19 protein-coding genes and 1 pseudogene are annotated in these 20,503 nt (G+C 38.2%); 3 read left to right on the top strand and 17 right to left on the bottom strand.

The window, feature by feature from the left end:
- Positions 1-247 precede the first annotated feature (247 nt).
- Positions 248-1,642: an amino acid permease gene (locus ACQKIC_RS15935; protein WP_402989426.1), complete on the bottom strand. Its 1,395-nt coding sequence runs from the start codon at positions 1,640-1,642 to the stop codon at positions 248-250.
- 457 nt (positions 1,643-2,099) lie between these two features.
- Between ACQKIC_RS15935 and ACQKIC_RS15930 the strand changes: the two genes are divergently transcribed.
- A complete protein-coding gene (locus ACQKIC_RS15930; RefSeq protein ID WP_427591903.1) occupies positions 2,100-3,173 on the top strand; it encodes a DUF3900 domain-containing protein in 1,074 nt (357 codons plus the stop codon).
- Positions 3,174-3,591: 418 nt separating this feature from the next.
- Complete coding sequence (locus ACQKIC_RS15925) at positions 3,592-3,837, top strand: hypothetical protein (protein WP_402872779.1); 246 nt, start codon at positions 3,592-3,594, stop codon at positions 3,835-3,837.
- Positions 3,838-4,327: 490 nt separating this feature from the next.
- Here ACQKIC_RS15925 and ACQKIC_RS15920 read toward each other — a convergent pair whose 3' ends face one another.
- Complete coding sequence (locus ACQKIC_RS15920) at positions 4,328-4,576, bottom strand: hypothetical protein (RefSeq protein ID WP_402959074.1); 249 nt, start codon at positions 4,574-4,576, stop codon at positions 4,328-4,330.
- Between the two features lie 214 nt (positions 4,577-4,790).
- Between ACQKIC_RS15920 and ACQKIC_RS15915 the strand changes: the two genes are divergently transcribed.
- Positions 4,791-5,210, top strand: coding sequence for a hypothetical protein (locus ACQKIC_RS15915; protein ID WP_427591902.1), 420 nt, complete (start codon positions 4,791-4,793; stop codon positions 5,208-5,210).
- A 708-nt stretch (positions 5,211-5,918) separates the two neighbouring features.
- Here the strand turns inward: ACQKIC_RS15915 and ACQKIC_RS15910 are convergent.
- The 15 genes and pseudogenes from ACQKIC_RS15910 to ACQKIC_RS15840 all read right to left on the bottom strand — a co-directional run bounded on the left by ACQKIC_RS15910 (position 5,919) and on the right by ACQKIC_RS15840 (position 20,503).
- Entirely contained in the window at positions 5,919-6,206 is a 288-nt protein-coding gene (locus tag ACQKIC_RS15910; protein ID WP_402872776.1) for a hypothetical protein, read from the bottom strand.
- A gap of 205 nt (positions 6,207-6,411) precedes the next feature.
- The gene (locus ACQKIC_RS15905) at positions 6,412-6,960 is read right to left on the bottom strand and encodes a hypothetical protein (protein WP_427591901.1); all 549 of its coding nucleotides are present in this window, start codon (positions 6,958-6,960) and stop codon (positions 6,412-6,414) included.
- 121 nt (positions 6,961-7,081) lie between these two features.
- Positions 7,082-7,369, bottom strand: a pseudogene (locus ACQKIC_RS15900) (IS3 family transposase); the annotation flags it as partial.
- Positions 7,370-7,507: 138 nt separating this feature from the next.
- Positions 7,508-8,359, bottom strand: coding sequence for a methyl-accepting chemotaxis protein (locus ACQKIC_RS15895; protein ID WP_402989440.1), 852 nt, complete (start codon positions 8,357-8,359; stop codon positions 7,508-7,510).
- A gap of 382 nt (positions 8,360-8,741) precedes the next feature.
- Complete coding sequence (locus tag ACQKIC_RS15890) at positions 8,742-8,879, bottom strand: hypothetical protein (RefSeq protein ID WP_402989443.1); 138 nt, start codon at positions 8,877-8,879, stop codon at positions 8,742-8,744.
- Between the two features lie 733 nt (positions 8,880-9,612).
- The gene (gene nadE, locus ACQKIC_RS15885) at positions 9,613-10,443 is read right to left on the bottom strand and encodes an ammonia-dependent NAD(+) synthetase (protein ID WP_427591900.1); all 831 of its coding nucleotides are present in this window, start codon (positions 10,441-10,443) and stop codon (positions 9,613-9,615) included.
- 29 nt (positions 10,444-10,472) lie between these two features.
- On the bottom strand, positions 10,473-11,942 hold the full coding sequence (locus tag ACQKIC_RS15880; RefSeq protein WP_402872768.1) for a nicotinate phosphoribosyltransferase: 1,470 nt from the start codon (positions 11,940-11,942) through the stop codon (positions 10,473-10,475).
- 49 nt (positions 11,943-11,991) lie between these two features.
- Positions 11,992-12,546 carry a cysteine hydrolase family protein gene (locus tag ACQKIC_RS15875; RefSeq protein WP_427591899.1) on the bottom strand — a complete coding sequence of 185 codons (555 nt, stop codon included), beginning with the start codon at positions 12,544-12,546 and terminating at the stop codon, positions 11,992-11,994.
- Between the two features lie 13 nt (positions 12,547-12,559).
- Positions 12,560-13,324, bottom strand: a complete 765-nt coding sequence (locus tag ACQKIC_RS15870; protein ID WP_427591898.1) for an NUDIX domain-containing protein — start codon at positions 13,322-13,324, stop codon at positions 12,560-12,562.
- A gap of 238 nt (positions 13,325-13,562) precedes the next feature.
- Positions 13,563-15,308: a methyl-accepting chemotaxis protein gene (locus tag ACQKIC_RS15865; RefSeq protein WP_427591897.1), complete on the bottom strand. Its 1,746-nt coding sequence runs from the start codon at positions 15,306-15,308 to the stop codon at positions 13,563-13,565.
- 303 nt (positions 15,309-15,611) lie between these two features.
- Complete coding sequence (locus ACQKIC_RS15860; protein ID WP_427591896.1) at positions 15,612-17,141, bottom strand: acyl-CoA carboxylase subunit beta; 1,530 nt, start codon at positions 17,139-17,141, stop codon at positions 15,612-15,614.
- Positions 17,142-17,164: 23 nt separating this feature from the next.
- The gene (locus tag ACQKIC_RS15855) at positions 17,165-17,947 is read right to left on the bottom strand and encodes an enoyl-CoA hydratase (protein ID WP_427591895.1); all 783 of its coding nucleotides are present in this window, start codon (positions 17,945-17,947) and stop codon (positions 17,165-17,167) included.
- 19 nt (positions 17,948-17,966) lie between these two features.
- On the bottom strand, positions 17,967-18,866 hold the full coding sequence (locus ACQKIC_RS15850; protein WP_427591894.1) for a hydroxymethylglutaryl-CoA lyase: 900 nt from the start codon (positions 18,864-18,866) through the stop codon (positions 17,967-17,969).
- Between the two features lie 17 nt (positions 18,867-18,883).
- The gene (locus ACQKIC_RS15845) at positions 18,884-19,096 is read right to left on the bottom strand and encodes an acetyl-CoA carboxylase biotin carboxyl carrier protein subunit (protein WP_402872747.1); all 213 of its coding nucleotides are present in this window, start codon (positions 19,094-19,096) and stop codon (positions 18,884-18,886) included.
- 57 nt (positions 19,097-19,153) lie between these two features.
- Positions 19,154-20,503 (bottom strand): acetyl-CoA carboxylase biotin carboxylase subunit, encoded by a 1,350-nt coding sequence (locus tag ACQKIC_RS15840; protein WP_427591893.1) that lies wholly within the window; start codon positions 20,501-20,503, stop codon positions 19,154-19,156.

Genomic DNA, 20,503 nt, shown 5'->3' with positions numbered 1-20,503 from the left:
CTACTTTAAGGGGACTTAAAAAATTGTCGATGCAGGCGATGCTTACTTTCGCTGCCATGAATTTAAAGAAGATGGCCAATTGGACATGGCGAGATCCAAAAATGGCCTAATATAGTGGGCTCTTAGAGACCCAAGCTCTTAATCTTGAGCAAAATTCCAAGAAAATATCAAAAGGGGTTCGGAATGAAACCATTCCGAACCCCTTTTGTCTACAAACTGAAACACTCCGTAAGAGTGTTTTTACGATTTATTGATTCAGATTGGAGTGTTTTCGTGAATATACAAAGTACACGATAATACCGAGGACCATCCAAATCAAGAAACGAATCCATGTATGGCTCCCTAATTGGAACATCAGAAACACACAGAAAACGATTGCTAATCCTGGTACGAGAGGCACCCATGGGCAATAAAAAGCACGTTTCAAATCTGGTTTGATTTTTCGTAATACGATGACTGCAGCGGATATCATAGTAAACGCCGTTAGTGTTCCTATATTGACCAACTCAGCTAAATCACTCAATGGAATAAATGCACCAAGCAACGCGGCAATGATTCCGAACATCCAAGTAACGGCATAGGGTGTTTTATATTTCTTGTGCAGTTTAGATAATGGCTTCGGCATTAAACCGTCACGAGACATCGCAAACATGATACGGGATTGTCCAAATAACATAACCAGGATGACCGTCGTCATTCCAATAAAGGCTCCAACATCAATGAATCCTGCAATCCAATTTTGTCCTACAACTTGTAAAACCAAAGAAATTGGATGATCCAACGCAGTTCCGAATTGTGCATACGGTACCACACCAGTCATGATTAAACTAACAACCATATATAAAGCAACACAGATGATCAATGAACCAATGATTCCTCGGGGTAAGTTTTTTCCGGGATTTTTCGTTTCTTCAGCTGCGGAAGCTACTGCATCGAATCCGATAAACGCAAAGAACATCAATGCGGCAGTTGAAAACACACCACTTATTCCAAATGGCATAAATGGTTGCCAATTCTCTGGCTTCACATAGAAAATAGATGAAATGATGAACAATGCTACAACAATCAATTTAATGATGACCATGATGTTATTCACTCGTTTGGTTTCTTTGGTACCTCGGGAAATTAATAACGTGATTGCTATGACGATTAAAAATGCCGGAAGGTTCATATACGTTGTGGTGCCTTCAATAGAACCAGGTGCTGCAGTAATCCCTTCTGGTAAGTTAATCCCGATTCCATGTAAGAACGATTGGAAATAACCAGACCAACCGGCGGATACCGCGCTAACTGCCAAGAGATATTCAAGAATTAGGTCCCACCCGATAATCCAAGCAGCGAATTCACCAAGTGTTGCGTAAGCATAAGTGTAAGTCGAACCCGAAACTGGAACGGAGGATGCAAATTCAGCATATGAAAGAGCGGCAAATAAACAAGCTAGACCTGCAATGACAAATGAAAGGGATAGTGCAGGCCCGGCGTGGACCGCTCCAGTACCCGTCAATACAAAAATGCCTGTCCCAATAATGGCGCCTATACCTAGCATCGTTAAATCCCAAGCACCTAGCTCCCTCTTCAAACCATTGTTATTGGAACCTGTGTTCAATAAGTCCTCGATGGACTTCTTTCTAAAAATGTTCATCTTTTCTCCTCCATAAAAAATAAAAAACATTCAATAAGTAAATAATAGAATGGCTAAAAATATTGTTTAGTTAAGATAAATTTCGACAAAACTCAACAAATCCTGAATTATCAGACTTTCAAATTATACGCATTACCCTTTTACCCGTCAATGGTTTTATTATTGTAATAGTATAATTTTTAAAGAATACTATCCTTATTTTCATTAAAGCTTACAAGATTTATATACACTATTAATATACTCACAAAATATTAGACATTTGATATTTCTTAATTATAAGGTAACTTTCACTAGTAATATGTATATAAATTTACTTCATTACAGGGCTCACCTTCGGAGCATAATGTCCTAATACCATGTTCAAGGTGACTAGATTAATATTGACGGATGAGACTGGCATCTCTATACTTATTAAGTCTTAAAAGAGGAAATATATATAATGGAGTAGGTGACTTTCATGGATTTTGCGATTACCTATCTGTCTTTTTATTTAATACAAGTCGAAGGAAAAGGCGATCAGGCGGACAAACGTTTTAAACACTTTCAAACACTTGATACCCAGGAATATGAAGATAGTCCTTTAAAGGATTTTCTAGATGGTGAATTGATGAAAATCTCCAAACGAAAAGTGGACCGTCATCCTAAAACTGAACAAATTCCGACGAAAATCGGTTCATTTATAGTAGAAGAAGGTCATGCGCTCGACTCAAACCCAAATTACAATGCATTCAATCGAGTCCGATATGCACGATCAAAAGAAGAGTTTCAAAAGGAAAATGAACTTTTTGCCCAATCTTATATAGATACAAGTGCTGTACGTGGCGGGGTTTTCCTTATTGCTTCGGCTAAGTTGACGCAATATCTTGATGAACCTTTCATCTTTCTATTGAAATGTGATTTCGAGGCAAAAGTCGCTTCCATTTCCGACGAACGAACATTAATTCGACATGTGGAAATGGCCATTACCACAAAAAATATGAAATCGATTCAGTACCCCTTCATGCCCGAAGAAGGAATTGTCGAAGAAGGTGAACTGAAAATCCACCAGGCTTCACATGCCCGCTACTTCGAGGATTTCCTTAAGTTCGTAGAATATGGGGAATCCATGCCAGAAATTATGAAAAACCAGGTCATCCATATGGTCCATGAACATGTATCTGCACAATTCGAAGAAAACAGCGACGAACTGCAGAAATTCGAGCAAGACCTCGAAATCTGGGAATCAAGTGAAAAACGGGAAATCCAGGAACGCTTAGAAACCCACCAGGTCGTCGAAGCAACTGCCCAAATCGTCGAACATACACCAGAAGCCGAACTGCGCATGAAGCTTGGTAGTACCTCCGTTAAAGGACTTCTAGCCGATTTCGGGGAAAGCATTCATTTAGGCAAGATTAATGGGAAGTATGTATTAATGATAGAAGCCGACACGATTCAGTTCGATAAAGGCGTTTCACCGATTGAATTCCATAGGCCAGATGATTTAATGGAGATTGTGGAGCGGATTAGTAAGAAGAGTGTTGGAGAGTATTGAGGGGGTTTTATATAGAGTTTGAAATTTTGGTTTCCTAACGCCAACAGTATGAATATAACTATAATTTCTCGCATTTTTGCGACCGCAATTGTTATCACAAAAAGTAAAAATTAAGGATTTATGGCTTATATTTTAAAGGATTTCATTTTATAAAATATCATTCTAGCCACTCCGCTAAAAAAGCAGAGTGGTTTTTATCTATAGAATTTCTATTTTAAACGAATCTTTTGGATCCTCCACGGTTTGATTTCAACCTGACTATTGGCCTTCTTTGGAAACTATACTATCAGAGATTGATAACTGTCCATTCAAGGCTAACTCCCCCCTTTGATTGTAGAAGAGACCAATAATAATTTGCATTGCCATCCAATGCTTACCAACATATAATAGAAGTAATACAGTTTAAGGGGGAATATAAATGAGTGAAAGTAGAGATCCAATTGATACTACGCTGGCTTCTCATTTAAACATGCGACTCACTCGTTTAGCCAAAGAAAGGGATATCCAGATGGAGAAATTGCTGGATAAGTCTGTGGAATTACTACTTGAATATATGGAAGATCATGAAAACCTTAACGATCATATTAAATTAAATAATGTGGAAGCCATCAATAAAAATAGGGAAATTATCCTTCAAAGCAGGCAATTATTAAAGGATAAATAATACAAATAAAAGCACAATACCCGTAGGTAAGGTGCTTTTTTCTTCACTACAAAATTTTAGCTCCTTCGCAAAAAATCTTACAAAATAGTCTTTTTTAATCCAAGTAAAAAGGCAGTCCAAGAACTGCCCTAAAAAATATTCATTCACCTAATGATGAAATGATATTAGTAGTAATAACAACTTTTTTTATTCTTTTTACAAGAACAAGGTCTTTTTGGAACCCAGACTGAATAAGGGTCATTCTCCTCATAGCATTTTTTCACAAAGCAGCAATTTGTACTCATAACTATCTCCTCCTTACTAAATTATATGCATGTACTTATCGGAGTGTGTGGACAAGTTGCTTATATAATTAGTGAGAAATGGTGACAAGAGTACATATTGATGTCTGTTTCTTAGGCGTACAAGACAATCACCTAAATAAAGAATGGCTTTATATCACCCTTGCAGGAGAAATCCTTGAATATGAGAAGGTCACAATATTTTCTGCTCAGTTAAATTCACCTTTATTATACCGATTAATCAAATTATCCCTAACAAATTCTCTACTGGAAGGTGTTAGCTTTGACCTTTCTGGATGGATCAAATCTCCAAATGGTCTCTCCCGAACAAACTTGATTTCTCCTTCAAACTCCACTTGTGCATCCGCATCATATCCTACCACTTTCACGAAACAAGTGTTATGTCCCGTTTTTATAAAATCGATTACATTTAAAATATGTTGGTTTTCACGATTCATATTTCTTCCCCCAAAGCTTGGTTGTTATTTGTAAAATATACATATCAAAACGGTTCGTCCTGCCCATATTTAAGATATTACACCTTCCCTCTATTTAAGCAATGATAAAATAAATTGAATTTGGTAATCCTATTAAAATCTGTTTGATGTACCCTTTTTATATCCTTAATCCTTCTCTATGAAATTACAACCTGCTATAATTTAGAAATTGGAGGTGCACTATTTGAAGGAAATTATTCTGGTTTTAACCGAGATCATCAATAACATTCATGATTTCATCCTGATATTTGTAAGTGATACACTAAACTTAAATGCTACGGATAAAGATCTACACTTTTGGATAATGGGCATTATAGGGATTATCATATTCATCTTTGTGCTAATTTTATCTAACATCATATCAAGACTACGATTTGGCATTACCATACTTTCTTTCATTTATACATTCACCGTCATGGTGGTGTTGGTTTTTGCAATTGAAATACAACAGGCGTTAACTAGTAGAGGGAATATGGAATTTCAAGATGCTGCCATAGGTCTCTGGGGTTTCATCGTCTTTTTCTTAATTTTCGTTGTTCTATCATTTTTATACTTATTCATTAAAAGAATTTTGAAACAGACTAAAAAAAGATAACAAGATACAAGCCTGAATATATCTCCACTACAATGAGAAAACGTGCACGCTTGAAAGCGCGTTTTTTCATTTTTTCCTTTCTTCTACAATAACTTCCTATCAAATTACATCCGTTTCATCGTCTTATCTATGTAACATCTTGTCGCCCCCCTATTTTATTAATGTATATATAATCACTAGCCACCAGAAGAATGATATTAGTAGATACTTAGCGATATTATTCAAAAGTTTGAAAATGAATTTCATTTATTACTCCCCAAACCTTATTAATTATCTATCTACTATTATGTATGTAAAATGCAAGTAAATAGTTTGTACAAATATGTTAATTGGACTTGCCAATGTAATCATTCTGGATGAATGTTGGGTACGTTCGAATCGATAAATATGTATGAAATGTAAGTTTTAATTCAGTTTCCTCCATGGAACATTTAATTATCTACTAAATTTTAACTTAGATGTGTGGATCCCCTATGCTATAAAACATCTTATTACCTCTTGTATTTTTATTATGTATTCTATCGAGGACTATTTTGGAAGATATTATACGATTTTATTAACTAATTATTCTTGGTTCATAGGGACACGCTGGTGTAGAACCTATCATAAATAATAGTTTGAAAAACCCCGGCTAACTAGTGAAAATTACTGTTAGCATAAGAAAAAGCCACCGCTATGGTGACTTAATTTATCCTAGGAATATCATTACTAACTTGCAATAAACCCTCTATCTTTTAAAATCGTTTCAGAAAGATCATCCACAGCTACGTATCCTTTTTCTAATAACTCATTCAAATAAATTTTATTATAAATAAACATGAATATAAGACCAGTAAAACCGAAGGTAAAAGATGCAGCTAAAAATATGATAATCCCCCATTTCCAATCTCCTCTAAAAAGAGGAGGTAAAAAACTAAAGAAAAATACTGTCCAGCTAAAACCCACTTTCACTGTTTTAACCATATTCGTTTCTGGATGCTTTAAATTAACTTTCACTTATCTCACCTTTTCTATTATATTATTACTCCCGTACACATGGCTTTTCTACCAGTTTACTAATACATCATTCTCATTACAGTTACCTATTATACCATTTGAAAACGGTTTTGGAAGAAATAACATAAATCTTTTGGACTATTATTTATAACTTGAAACGTATTTGGATATCTTCGGTTGATTCGTTGTAAAGTTAGATAAGCGTTCAATTAAATGCTTCATTTATTAATAGATTTATTTTGCTTATATTACCTAAAACCATATCATTGCTATAAATCCTTATCCCGACATCTGAGAGTAAGTAAATCGTTGCGTTTGGATCTAAATCAGTATTGTTTTTAAGTTTATAATTATCCTCCATATTGTACGAAATAATCTTATGAAGATGCATCTGTTGACAATCACATACTAACCCGTAACATCCATTGGTAATACAAAAAAGTATATAAGGCATCAATAACTTTAAATCCCTATTACTTTGTACTTGGAAAACTTTCAAGCTTATATTTTCTATATCATTTAAATGAACCAGCTTGGATAGTTTTAAGTGTTCAAAATCTTCATAAAAACCCATGCCATCATTCATTACAATAAAGAAAGGGAAGTTCACAGTATTCAATAGAAAAGTATAGGTTAAACCATTATTTGAATCATCTCTAAAAAAGTATATAAGATCTATTGGAGGATTATAGATCCTATCCAATACTTCATCCTTTTCTATGGATTCACTCACTTCGTAATCAAATGTACGCATTTTTCTCCCTCCTTTATCTTACCATCCAGAAAGCGGTTAGGAACTTTTCGTTAGGGGGCGACTGCTATAGAATTAGGATATTGGGTGTGGCTTTCCCTATTGCCCCTCTAAATAATTGTATTTTATGTTCCTCATAAATAGCTTTAATTTCCACCTTTACATCAACATTTGGAATGGAACAATTCATACACTTCACTAAATCATAATACGTACTACGCGGACTCCCAGCTTTACGAGTCAGTCAACGGATATTATACCTTAACTCTTAGACTATTTGTGCTTGTCCTGTTTGGTGATTTTTCCTTATTTTGAACTAAGGCATTCAATTTTTTTATGTATCGTTACCCATACGTAAACAGTCAATTTCAGTATGAAGCGCTTCAATAGAGCCTTCCACTAATTTTGTTTTTTAATATCTTTCTTCATGGATATCGTTCAACAACCTGTGGTTTTTTCTGCATTAAAATTAGACAAAAAACTGCAACGCCAATTGTTAAAAGGGTGTCTAGCAATTGGGGTGCAGTTCAATGCAGTGTTTTTTATTTTATCATTTTCCCTTTAACATATCCTGTGCCATTTCTGCCAAATAACTTGCATGAGAACTGATGTCCATCATGGTTGCTGAAATTTCTTCTGTTACCGCCGATTGATTTTCTGTTTCTTCATTTATGGACGTAATGGAGGTACTTAGGGTTTTAATCAGATCTTCAATATTGTTGACGGATTTCTTTATTACCTCTGTATGACTTCTGGAATTCCCTGCCAATTTTCTGATTTCATTTGCAACTACAGAAAACCCTCGCCCAAACTCTCCAGCCCTGGCTGCTTCGATTGAGGCATTTAAACCTAGAATATTGCTAAGATCAGAGACTTCCCTTACCATCTTAGACACTTTCTCGATTTCACTAACACTTTGCAAAACAGAACTCGATTGATTGGAAATATGCTGCATGCTCTCGGATAAAACAATAGTGCTGGCAGCAAGCTCTTCAATTGTCCCGGTTACTTGTTCGACTGCTTTTGATAATTTAGAAGCAATTCCAAACAATGCATGATATTGCTCCATACTTGCACCAAGTCCAATTCCGCCAATCACCTGTCTCTTTTCATCAAAAAGAGGGATTGCACTTGCAATAATCGGGACACCGAAAACTTCTTCTGGTACAAAAACTCTTACAGTTCTTCCAGTTCTAATGGCTTCCGTAATAGCATCATTTTTTTGAAGTGGATAGCCCGGCTCGATACCAAGGGAAAAAGTCTTGCCCGGTACACTTAACAAAAACTTTTCCGTATCGCATACACCAATTGTAATGTCTTCAGGCATTAACTCGTTAAGGAGTGGTGCGATTGATACAAAAGCTTCCAACTGCGGTTGTAAAGAATAAAGACCCATTTTCATCGTTGCACACCTTTCAATTATAAGTTAAATATGAGTCTTTTTTGAATAATATTAAATTAATAAAAATTTGTTACTCAGTATAAAAGAACCCTTGTTTTTTATCGACCAAAACCAAAATGTATTTATGATAGCAGTAGAAGTTTAAATATTCTAACTATTAGAAACTTATATTCACACAAACCTTACCTAAATAGAACCTATCCTCATGGAGTAAGGTTCTATTTTCAAATCCTTCGTTATCCTATATAAAGTTTGTTTGCCTCTTTTGATGTTAGATACCCATACTTTATTGCCTTTTTTAATAATCCTCTATTTATCGCACATAAGCGAGCATCTGTGCCTTCGTTATTAAACTACTACGTGTATATCTTCATATTTCAAGTTAAGCTTCTAATTTATAAGTTAACCACGCAACTAAACCTCCTGTAATTGCGCCTACTACCATCCAAGCTACATTACCGTTCGGATTCACATTCATAACCGGATAATTATTCCCATACGTATACCCATTCTGTGACAACGGCTCCTCATCGTCTCCTGGATGTGGATCTAGGGCTAAAATGTTCCGTGCTCTGAGTTATGGTTAATATAAACCCTTTTTTCTTTACAACTTCCATAGCCAACACTTCATCGGTATAGAAGTATTCATGAGTTGTATCACCCACTTTTTTGGTTAAACTCAAACCATTTTCGACATAGGTGTTTGAACACTTGTTATGGGCTGTGCTTCATTCATATTTTGTGCTCATCTTGTAATAATTTGCCACCTGCATCACATTGGTAGGCTGTATCATATTGCTTTTCTTTGTTTAACTTCATAATTATATTAAAAAGAATCGGGATCAGCTTTTTAAGTAATCGACTCTTAAAACTATCTTTTTGATATTTTACGTAATAAATATATACCGTATATAATTGCAGGTATAGCTATTAACCGAAGAACTATGTCCAATATTCCAAAAATCGCATACAGAGGGGAAACGCTTACATCGATACTCATTTTATCATCGCTCCTTGTTCTAATCGCTTACCATTAAGGATTCTATAAATGGCTTTAAAGTTAATAAATGGACATTTTGTACTATGAAATAATCAATAAATCATCTTCCTTATATGTGAAGTTTTTATCTTCATAGTATTCCTCTTCAGTAATCCCGACTGAGTCAAAAAAACCGCACACTCTTAGTTAAAAGAGTTGTACGGTTTTTTTTGGTTCTGTATTGAGTCATTATTCAGTATGGCTACATTTAATATCACTTCCACCATGTATCATACACATTAATGGCTTCATTTCGTTTATGTTCCGTTTTTGTATACCAGCCTTCAATGATTTCGGCCGCTTTTGTCCTGATCTCTTTACCTTCTAAGTAGTCGTCAATTTCATCATAACTTACCCCTAAGGCAACTTCATCAGGAATCAATGGTTTATCATCTTCTAAATCGGCTGTTGGAATTTTCATATATAGTCGTTCAGGTGCTCCCACGAATTTAAGGATTTCTTTGCCCTGTCTTTTATTCAAACGGTAAAGAGGAATGATATCAGCTGCACCATCTCCATGTTTGGTAAAGAATCCCGTGATGGCTTCTGCTGCATGATCTGTACCGAGGACTACACCTTTATAAAGTCCTGCTAAATCATATTGGACCTTCATTCTCTCGCGTGCCTTTGCATTGCCTCTTAGGAAGTGTGTCAATTTTTTTCCTGTCGCTTCCTCTACTGCACGTACAGATGCGTCAACCGCGCCCTTAATGTTGACGGTTACGGTCATGCTTGGCTTGATAAATTTCAGAGCTAGCTGCCTATCTTCTTCGTCAGCCTGGATACCGTAGGGGAGGCTGACAGCGATAAATGTATACTCGGTGGTCTTCAACTCTTGATTCAATTCATTGATCGCTACTTGGGCCATGTAGCCAGCTATGGTTGAGTCCTGACCACCTGAAATTCCAAGGACGAAACTTTTTAGAAATGTATTCTTCTTCAAATAGTTCTTTAGAAGATCGACGCTCTTCCGGAATTCAATTTCTGGATTGATCGTTGGTTGAACAAGTAATTTTTCTATGATTTCTTTTTGTAATGGACGCACTGTATAACCCCTCTTCCCAAATAGATTCGTTATTTTGTAAGCTTTCTATCCACATTGGCTTTCACTTCATCTATATTTCTCATTTTATTATCCCAACATTCCTGGCTCAGGTCGACGGGGTATTCTTCCGGATTTAAGGCCCTTAAGTATTCTGGCCACAATACTTGAATGTTTCTTAACGTAAAAGCTTTAATTTCATCAATCGATGGCAATTCGTACGTTAATGTACCATTTACAAAAATGTCTTCGTGCAGGTCAATTGCATCGAAATCTGTGACAAATTTACTTAAGAAAGTGTGCACGGGATGAAACATTTTTAGTTTTTCCTGTTCCTGTGGCTTTTCAAATTCCATCGCCAAGTAATCACCTTCTGCATGGTGGTTGACTTTATTAATGATCCGATAGATCCGTTTAAGACCAGGTGTCGTTACCTTTTCAGGGTTGGAAGAAATTTTGATGGTATCTCTCATATTCCCGTTTTCATCTTCTATTGAAACCATTTTATAAACAGCACCCAATGCAGGTTGGTCAAAAGCGGTGATCAATTTTGTACCGATACCCCAAATATCAATCCGCGCTCCTTGTTGCTTCAGGTTGATAATCGTATATTCATCCAAATCATTCGATGCTACAACTTTTGCATCTGGGAAACCAGCTGAATCAAGCATGCGTCGTGCTTCTTTTGAAAGGTAAGCTAGATCCCCGCTATCAAGACGGACTCCGATGAAATTGATTTTGTCCCCCAATTCTTTAGCAACGCGGATGGCATTTGGTATGCCTGAACGCAATGTATCATAGGTATCGACCAAGAACACACAGTCTTTATGAGAGCTTGCGTATTTATGAAATGCTGTGTATTCGTCTTTATAAGCTTGGATCATAGAATGTGCATGTGTGCCTGATACCGGTATTCCGAAAAGCTTTCCTGCACGGACGTTGCTTGTGGAATCAAACCCGGCGATATAGGCAGCACGTGCTCCCCAAATGGCTGCGTCCATTTCTTGTGCACGGCGTGATCCGAATTCAAGTGCAGACTCATCGCCAATAACCTGCTTAATTCGTGAAGCTTTCGTAGCAACGAGTGTGTGATAGTTCACAATGTTCAGCAACGCCGTTTCAATGAGTTGTGCTTCACCAAGAGGTGCCTCTACACGTAATATCGGTTCGTTGGCAAATACAAGCTCGCCTTCCTTCATGCAACGTATCGTCCCAGTAAATGAAATATTCTGCAAATAATTTAAAAAGTCCTCTTCGTAATGCAATTCTTTTTTCAGGTATTCAATATCGCTTTCTGAAAAGCTAAAGTTCTGAAGATAATGGACAATCTTTTCTAGTCCCGCAAAAATTGCATACCCACTATTGAAAGGAAGCTTTCTAAAAAAAATTTCAAATACTGCCTTTCTGTTATGGGCATTATCCTCCCAATATGTTTGAGCCATATTGATTTGGTATAGATCAGTGTGTAGCGCGTAGCTATCGTCATTATATTTGTTTTCCATGATAGTTCCTCCCAAAAGAGAAGCGGTACCTCCCTTTTTTTCTGTGACGTTACTTTATGATCGTTGCGCCTAAGACCCCTTCGAAATGGGTAAGTGCCCAATCGTGTCCTGTCTGATTAAATGAAGCGATTGCATTTTCATAAATGAAAATATTATAACCTAAATTGTAAGCGTCCATGGCTGTGTGAAGAATGCATATATCACTGCATACTCCGACTAGGTATACATCTGAAATATCCCGCTCTCTGAGTTTGATATGCAGGTCCGTGCCTGCAAAGGCCGAATAACGTGTCTTATCCATATAATGTACATTTATTAGATTTTTATTGATTTCATATTCATCTTTAAGCTTTCCATATAAATCTCTACCCATTGTACCCCGAATATTATGAGGGGGAAACAAATCCGCTTCAGGATGATAACCGTCTCCTTTTTCATGAAGATCGATCGCAAAAACTGTATAATCGCCTTGTCTAATAAACTCTTTTGTAATACTGACAAGTGCATCTTCTATCTCCTGACCAGGCTTACCACAAGTCAATGCACCATCATCGGCTACAAAGTCATTCGTATAATCGATATTAATCAATGCTTTTTTACCCATTTTTCATTCCTCCTCAATAATAAATCGAGTCCGTGACTATCTCAGCATTAAATCGGTAAAGTTGTGAGGGACGAAATGAATTACGTTTCGTTTTCTTCTGTAATCCCTTTTCATCCAAAACCTTTTCCAAGAATGGGAGCTTTGGAGCTTTAGAAAAAAACAATGAATCTGCGCTGATTTTTGCATCATCCCGTACTGTCAATAGAACTCGTTGTAGCTCCGAAAGCGTAAATTCATCCGGCAAGAAGTTTTTTGCAATGGTCGTTTGCATCATTTCTTTTTTCAGTAGTTCAATCGCATCATTAATGATTTTATAATGATCAAAAGCCAAATTCAGTTGTAAGACTTCCTTAATCGTAAATAAGTCGACCTCTGCGGCATCATCGTTGGCCCTCCTTTGATGGAGAAATTTCTCCTGAACAATTGCATAAAAAGCATTTGAGATGATCCACCCTCTCGGATCACGGCCCGGTTGGTCATACATACCAAAATGTTTCACTTGAAGTCCTGAGACTCCAGTTTCTTCATTTAACTCCCTTTCTGCGGCTTCATAGGCCGTTTCATTAGCATTTACAAAGCCACCGGGCAAGGCCCATTTATTGCCTTCAACATTTGGATTTCCTTCCTTATCTGTAGCCGCTCGTTTAATTAATAATAGTTTCAAGAACATTTCAGGTGGTGCTTTTTTCTCGGTTTTTTTAGCCGTTATCGTAAAGATAGCAATGTCTGCAGTGTATCCATCTGGAGTGATATATTTCTTTTTACCTTGCTGAACCATGGCAGCTCTCACTTTCTTTCTTTTAAATAAATGGATGAGTAATTAGTAAATCCTTAATTACTAATTATAATACTCTCGTTTTCACTTTTTTGCAACATTTAACATTTAATTATTTCCATTTTTAAGGATAATTATTTTCTATTGCTTCTGAAAGTTGACTCGTAGCTTTACAGTAGTAAAATTGTTGACATACCAGAAAGAGACTGTCTCATTTAAGGGACAGTCTCTTATTGAATTCTTAAACTGAGTATTGATTACTCATTTCTTCTAAATCTTCAGAAGCAACGGCCAAATTGGAAACTAACTGTTTCATCTCTCCAGTCATTGCGTTAATTTCTTGAGCAGATGCTGATACTTCCTCGATACCAGCAGCATTTTCCTCGGATATGGCCGCAACTTCTTCAATGGACCCTTTCATTTTTTCTTCTTTATTTGTCAACAGGATTAACTGTTTTGCCATGGAATGAACCAATACATTCATAGTGGACAATTCCGTAGAAATATCATCGAAGGTTTCACCTGTCTTATGAAGGTTTCCTCTTCCCTCATCCACTTTCTCTAAGCCAGATGTAAGGATTTCCACCATGTTTTTTGAGTTATTATTAACGTTACTGACTATTGTAGAAATGCCGTTTACAGAATCAGAAACTTGTTCTGCAAGTTTCCTTACTTCATCCGCTACCACAGCAAAACCTTTCCCCTGCTCTCCTGCTCGAGCCGCTTCAATCGCTGCATTTAAAGCGAGTAGATTCGTTTGATCAGCTATATTGCTAATGAGCGTAACAAGCGTGGTTACTTCTTTATTTTGCGATTCCAAAGTTTTCACCTGATTTACTGACTCCGAGACAATATTATAGATTTCCTGCATTTTCTCAATTGATGAGCTCATTAATTTCATGCCAGTCTGTGAATCATTAATTACTACTTCTGTTGACTGGGTAATTTCTTGACCTTGCTTATTTGTTGCGGCAATGATTTCGGAAAACTCTCTCATATCCACCGAAAGTGTAGAGGCTAAGTTAGCTTGAGACTCTGCACCAACCGCCATTTCATCCATCGTGACAGACACTTGAGTTGTCCCTTCATTTACTTCGTTAGAGGAATTATTCAATTTACTGCTCTGCTCATGTAATGATGATGATAGACCATGCATTTTTTGTATCATTCCAGATAAAGTCTCCGTCATTTTTTCAAAAGATGTATAGAGTAATCCTATTTCATCTGTAGATTGTATTCTATTTTCCCGCGTTAATGTCGAGGCCTCTTCAAGCTGCCCCTTCGTAATAGCATTTGCAATATCTGATAGTCGCTTGAGAGGATTAAGCTTCTTACCAAGATAATAGTAGACGATTCCCAATATGAGTACAGTAAAAATAATCGAAATTGCAATGACAATCGGTAAAAGGCTGGATAGTACGCCATTTTTAATCGATTTAATAGTTTCGGCCTCCGTATCGACACCGAGAATGCCTATGACCTTTCCATCTTTGTCTTTAATGGGTGCGAAAGATGACATATAGTTTCCGTACTTTTCATCTTTAATGATATCTGTACTCAACGTTTCACCCATCAAGACAGGTGATAACTCTTCATAAGTAATCGTCTCTATAATTTCCCCAATGGGTGACCCTTCACCAGAATCTAAACCGTTGATCATCATTTTGACCTTGTTGTCTTCCACTGCATATGTATATACATACAGAACACCGGACTTAATTCGAAAATCATTTAATTGATTTTTAATTTGATTGTATGTGTCATTGACTTTGGGCTCATCAAGAAATTTCTGGTAGAGGACTGGATCGATATTTGAAGCTACTCTTGTTGCGTCTTTTATACCTGTTTCCTTAAAGGTTTGTTCAACCGATTGGGAAGAATCATAGTATAATGTTGCCAGATTGAATAGTAACAAACATGCTATTAAAACAAATAACAACTTAATTAGCGATGTTTTTATAGATTTACCTTGAAATATATTAATCAAGATGTTTCACCTCATAAAATGATTTAAGAACAGTAGGATGAGTACGTCTTATACCTATTTATCGTCCCTATGAAAATTATATGAAGATTATTGTAGAGATTATACGTTGGAAAATAATAGAAACAAAAGCATTGGGCCGAAGGGTACTGTATGATGTTATATTCGTTAAATACGAATATATAGTAAAGCGAGGAGTTCCAAAACATAGGAATACCCCCACTTAATAAGCTAGTGGAGGTATTCACATCATATTTTAAAGCCTATCCACTATTAATAAAGGGGGCTTTTATTGATAGTGATTGATTAAACCGGATACACCCCGTGTTTCCGATCAGTGAATGTTAGCTGTTTACTGCCATATGCTTCAAAACGATTACTCAATTCATCTCGCAAATCATTAGGCTGGATGATTGCGTCGACAATCATCTCGGAAGCCAAACGATAGATATCGATATCTTTATTATATTCTTCTCGTTTTTGTTGAATAAAAGCAGGCCGTTCTTCTGCTTCCAATGCGTTAATTTTATTTGCGTAGACGGCATTAACAGCAGCTTCCGCACCCATAACGGCAATTAATGCGGTCGGTAAAGCTAATACACAATCCGGTTCGAAAGCGGGACCGGCCATTGCATACAATCCGGCTCCATAAGCTTTTCGCACCACTACAGAAATCTTTGGTACTGTAGCTTCACTCATGGCAGAAATCATTTTTGCACCATGTCGAATGATTCCCGCTTGTTCCACCTTTGTACCAATCATGAAACCTGGTATATCCGTAAGAAACAGTAGTGGGATATGGAACGCATCACATAAGTTAATGAACTTGGCTGCCTTATCAGCCGAATCATGGAATAATACTCCCCCTTTGACTCGTGGCTGATTAGCGATGATTCCGATTGATTGACCATTCAGTCGGGCGAGACCTGTAATCAATTCAGGTGCGAATAGCTTCTTGATTTCACAAAATGAGTCACGGTCTATGATCCTGTCGATTAAGTCATACATATTGAATGGTGCATTCTGATTTTTCGGAATCAAATCTTCAATCGTTTTTTCAAAGTCAGCAGGCAATTCTGATTGGCACGCTTTTGGCTTTTGTTGATAATTCCCTGGAAAATAACTTAAGTATCGACGGGCAAAGGCAATCGATTCTTGTTCTGACTGTACCAGAACATCTCCACAACCTGAAACGGAACAATGCATTTTTGCTCCGCCCATTTCCTCCTCGGTCACTTTTTCTCCAATGACCATTTCAGCCATTCTCGGTGAACCTAAGTACATCGACGCATTGCCTTCAACCATGACAACAATATCGCAAAAAGCCGGAATATATGCCCCACCAGCGGCTGAAGGTCCGAACAGGAGGCAAATCTGTGGTACTTTACCGGACAGTTTCACTTGATTATAAAAAATCCGACCAGCCCCACGTCGCCCTGGGAACATTTCGACTTGATCCGTGATACGGGCACCTGCTGAATCGACCAAATACAGTAGGGGTACTTGTAGTTTATCGGCCGTCTCTTGAATACGGATGATTTTTTCAACCGTTCTTGCTCCCCATGATCCGGCTTTCACTGTTGAATCATTGGCCATGACACAGACGGTCTGTCCATTGATTTTTCCAATCCCTGTGACAACTCCATCCGCCGGAAGGCCTTCACTCGTACAATTGGCAAAAAAGGCATCCTCAATATCTATCCCATCGTCAAATAACAGCTCTAATCTTTCGCGGACGAACAGCTTCCCTTTTTCCGCATTTTTTTGATGGTATTTCTCCAAACCGCCCTTACTTATTTTTTCAACCAGTTCACTGAGTTTATCGGTTGTTACCATTTATCTTCCTCCTTCAACTGAAGTTAATGACCAGTAAATATCGGTTTGCGTTTTTCCTTGAAGGCTCTCAGACCCTCCAACCGGTCATCGGTTTGTAGCGTCGTCTGATAACAGTCCTGTTCGATTTGCAGCCCCGTCTTTAAATCGGTTTCTACTCCCTGGTTGATCGACATTTTGGCTGCTCGCAGGGCCAAAGGGGCGTTAACGGCAATTTCATTAGCCAGTGTTTTGGCTACTTCAAGCAAGTGCTCGGAATCGACCACCTGGCTGATGATGCCCATCTGTTTTGCTGTTTCGGCGTCCAGCCTCCTTGCCGTATAAATCAGTTCTTTAGCTGTCGCTATGCCAACGATCCTAGGGAGACGCTGGGTCCCCCCGCCCCCCGGAATAATGCCAAGTGAGGTTTCCGTTAGCCCCATCTTTGCTGTGCTTGATGCAATACGAATATCACATGCTAGAGCTAACTCGAGACCTCCACCAAAAGCGGATCCATTAATCGCAGCAATGACAGGAACCGGAAGACTTTCAACTGCCGATATCGTGTCACCTATCAGTTTAAGCGTTTCCTTGACTTCCGCCTCATTCATCCCAGCCCGTTCCTTTAAATCTGCGCCTGCGCAAAAAGCCTTATTTCCAGCCCCTGTTAAAATCACTGTCCGAAGATTGGACAGCATTTTCAATTCATTCAGAGTTTCATATAAATTATGAAGAAGTTCCCTGGATAACGCATTGGCTGCATCCGGCCTATTCAATGTCACAATGGCTATTCCATTTTCCTCATGGCTAACCTTTACATTCGATAACATTACTTCACCTCTCGTGCGTTTATTGTGCGTTGTAGATGGCCATCTGATGGCTAGGTAAAGGCTTTTCCAAACAGGTTTGCATCATGGAGGCTGACTGGATCAGTTTTTTGGAGTCGATTCCCGTGTCAATGCCCATATTATGAAGCATGTGAACTAGATCATCTGTAGCCACATTTCCACTCGCACCCGGTGCATATGGGCATCCCCCAAGTCCTCCTAGCGCCGAGTCGAACGTGTCAATTCCATAGTCCAAAGATTTGAGGACATTCGCAAGGGCCATCCCCCTAGTATCATGGAAATGGAGGGCCAGACTGTCCTTGTCATACCGTTTCACCGCTTGCTCTAGGAAAACATCCACTTGTCTAGGAGAGGCGACGCCAATCGTATCTCCTAGTGATAGCTCATTGATCCCATACTCGAATAATTGATCGCATACCCTGAATATCTGATTGATATCAATTGGTCCTTCATAAGGGCACCCAAACACAGTGGAAACATACCCTCTTACCGTCTTTCCTGAATCTTTTGCTACATCAATGACTTCCTTTAGAACAGGGAATGTGTCAGAGATTGTTTTATTAATATTCTTCAGATTATGGGTTTCACTGGCTGACATGAAAACCGATATTTCATCCATATTCGCTTCAAGGGCAGACTCTAACCCCTTTCGGTTCGGTACGAGGGCCGCATATGTGATAGTTGGATTTCGCTTGATTCCTTTACCTACCTCTAAGGCATCCCCCAATTGAGGAATCCATTTAGGATGAACAAAAGATGTCGCTTCTATATAAGTAAGACCGGTTTCGGAAAGCTGATCGATCCACTCTATTTTTCTTTGGGTCGGGATAATGACCTTCTCATTCTGAAGTCCATCCCTAGGGCCTACTTCCTTAATAGTTACGCTTTCAGGCCATTTCATCCTATCCCTCCGTCCCTTTATTCAATGACGGCCAAAACATCGCCTTCATTCACAAAATCTCCCTCATTTACTTTAAGTTCTTTGAGCGTGCCCCCCTTTTCTACTGATATGGGAATTTCCATTTTCATAGATTCCAAAATGATGATATCCTGTCCGTCAGCAACACTTTGTCCCTCACCTGCTACGATTTTCCAAACGCTTCCTGCCATGCTCGCTTTTAATTCTCCCATTTTGATTCCTCCTGTTTTCTTAATGAAAGGTATAAGACCCAGTAGGTCTCACCCAACTTATACCGTGATTTTTTTAATATACTTATTGATGAAATCCGTCGTCGTATCCCCTTTATGGAAAGCCTTATGTTCAATGATTTCCTTGAGCAACGGAAGATTCGTTTTAATTCCTTCTACTTTATATAAATTCAATGCTTCTTTTAATCTATCGATTGCAATCTCACGAGAAGCTCCGCTAACCACCAACTTGGCGATCATCGGGTCATAAAAGTGGGAAACGACCGAGTTATCCTGAACCGCAAGCTCATGACGGATCCCTTCGCCTTCAGGTAAGGACAAACCGGTCATTGTTCCTGGTGCTGGATAGAAGGTCTTAGGGTCTTCTGCATAAATCCTCACTTCTATGGCATGCCCCTGTCTTTTAACATCCTCTTGTGTAAAAGAGAGTTTTTCTCCGTTGGCGATTTTGATTTGCTGTTCCACAAGATTGAGACCCGTAATTTCCTCCGTGACCGGGTGCTCCACCTGAAGTCGTGTATTCATTTCAAGGAAATAGAATTTCTTGTTGGCATCAACTAAAAATTCCAATGTACCAGCATTGTGATAACCGATGCTCTTTACAGCTTTTATAGCCGCTTCACCCATTTTCTTTCTTGTTTCCTCATCCAGAAAAGAAGATGGGGCCTCTTCCACGACCTTTTGATGACGTCTTTGAACCGAACACTCCCGCTCCCATAAATAAACGGCATTCCCAAATTTGTCAGCCAGCACTTGAATCTCGATATGACGCGGTTTTTCAATTAACTTTTCAATGAACATATCCCCATTACCAAAAAATAACTGAGCCCTTTTTTGATTGCTTTCGAATGCTTTCGAGAGATCTTCCTCGTTAGTAATCATCTGCATACCGATGCCCCCGCCTCCAGCTGACGCTTTCAGCATAATAGGATAACCAATCTTTTCGGCAACAGCTGCTGCCTCAGCACTATCGATTAATGGGCGCGAAAAACCTGGGACTAACGGGACCCCCGCTTGTTCCATCTTTTTTCTGGCTTCTACTTTATTGCCCATCTGTTGAATGACATCTGGATTGGGACCGATGAAAATCAGACCTGCTGCTTCGCATGAGCGTGCAAAATCTGCATTTTCGCTAAGAAATCCATAACCAGGATGTATGGCATCAACCTTAGCCTCTTTAGCAATTTCTAAGATTTTTGGGACATTCAAATAGCTTTCCTGAACGCGGGGCCCTCCTAAAAGATAAGCTTCATCTGCATATGAAACATATGGAGATTCGGAATCAGCTTCTGAATAGACGGCAACAGTCCCTATACCCAATTCCTTACAAGTACGAATGACACGCGAAGCAATTTCACCTCTGTTTGCAATAAGAACCTTTTTAATCAT

The sequence above is a fragment of the Peribacillus sp. NPDC046944 genome (genome assembly GCF_050272735.1).
In the GTDB taxonomy this organism is placed as follows: domain Bacteria; phylum Bacillota; class Bacilli; order Bacillales; family DSM-1321; genus Peribacillus.
Note: the sequence above shows the minus strand (reverse complement) of the source record. Positions and strands in the feature narration are given on the sequence as shown.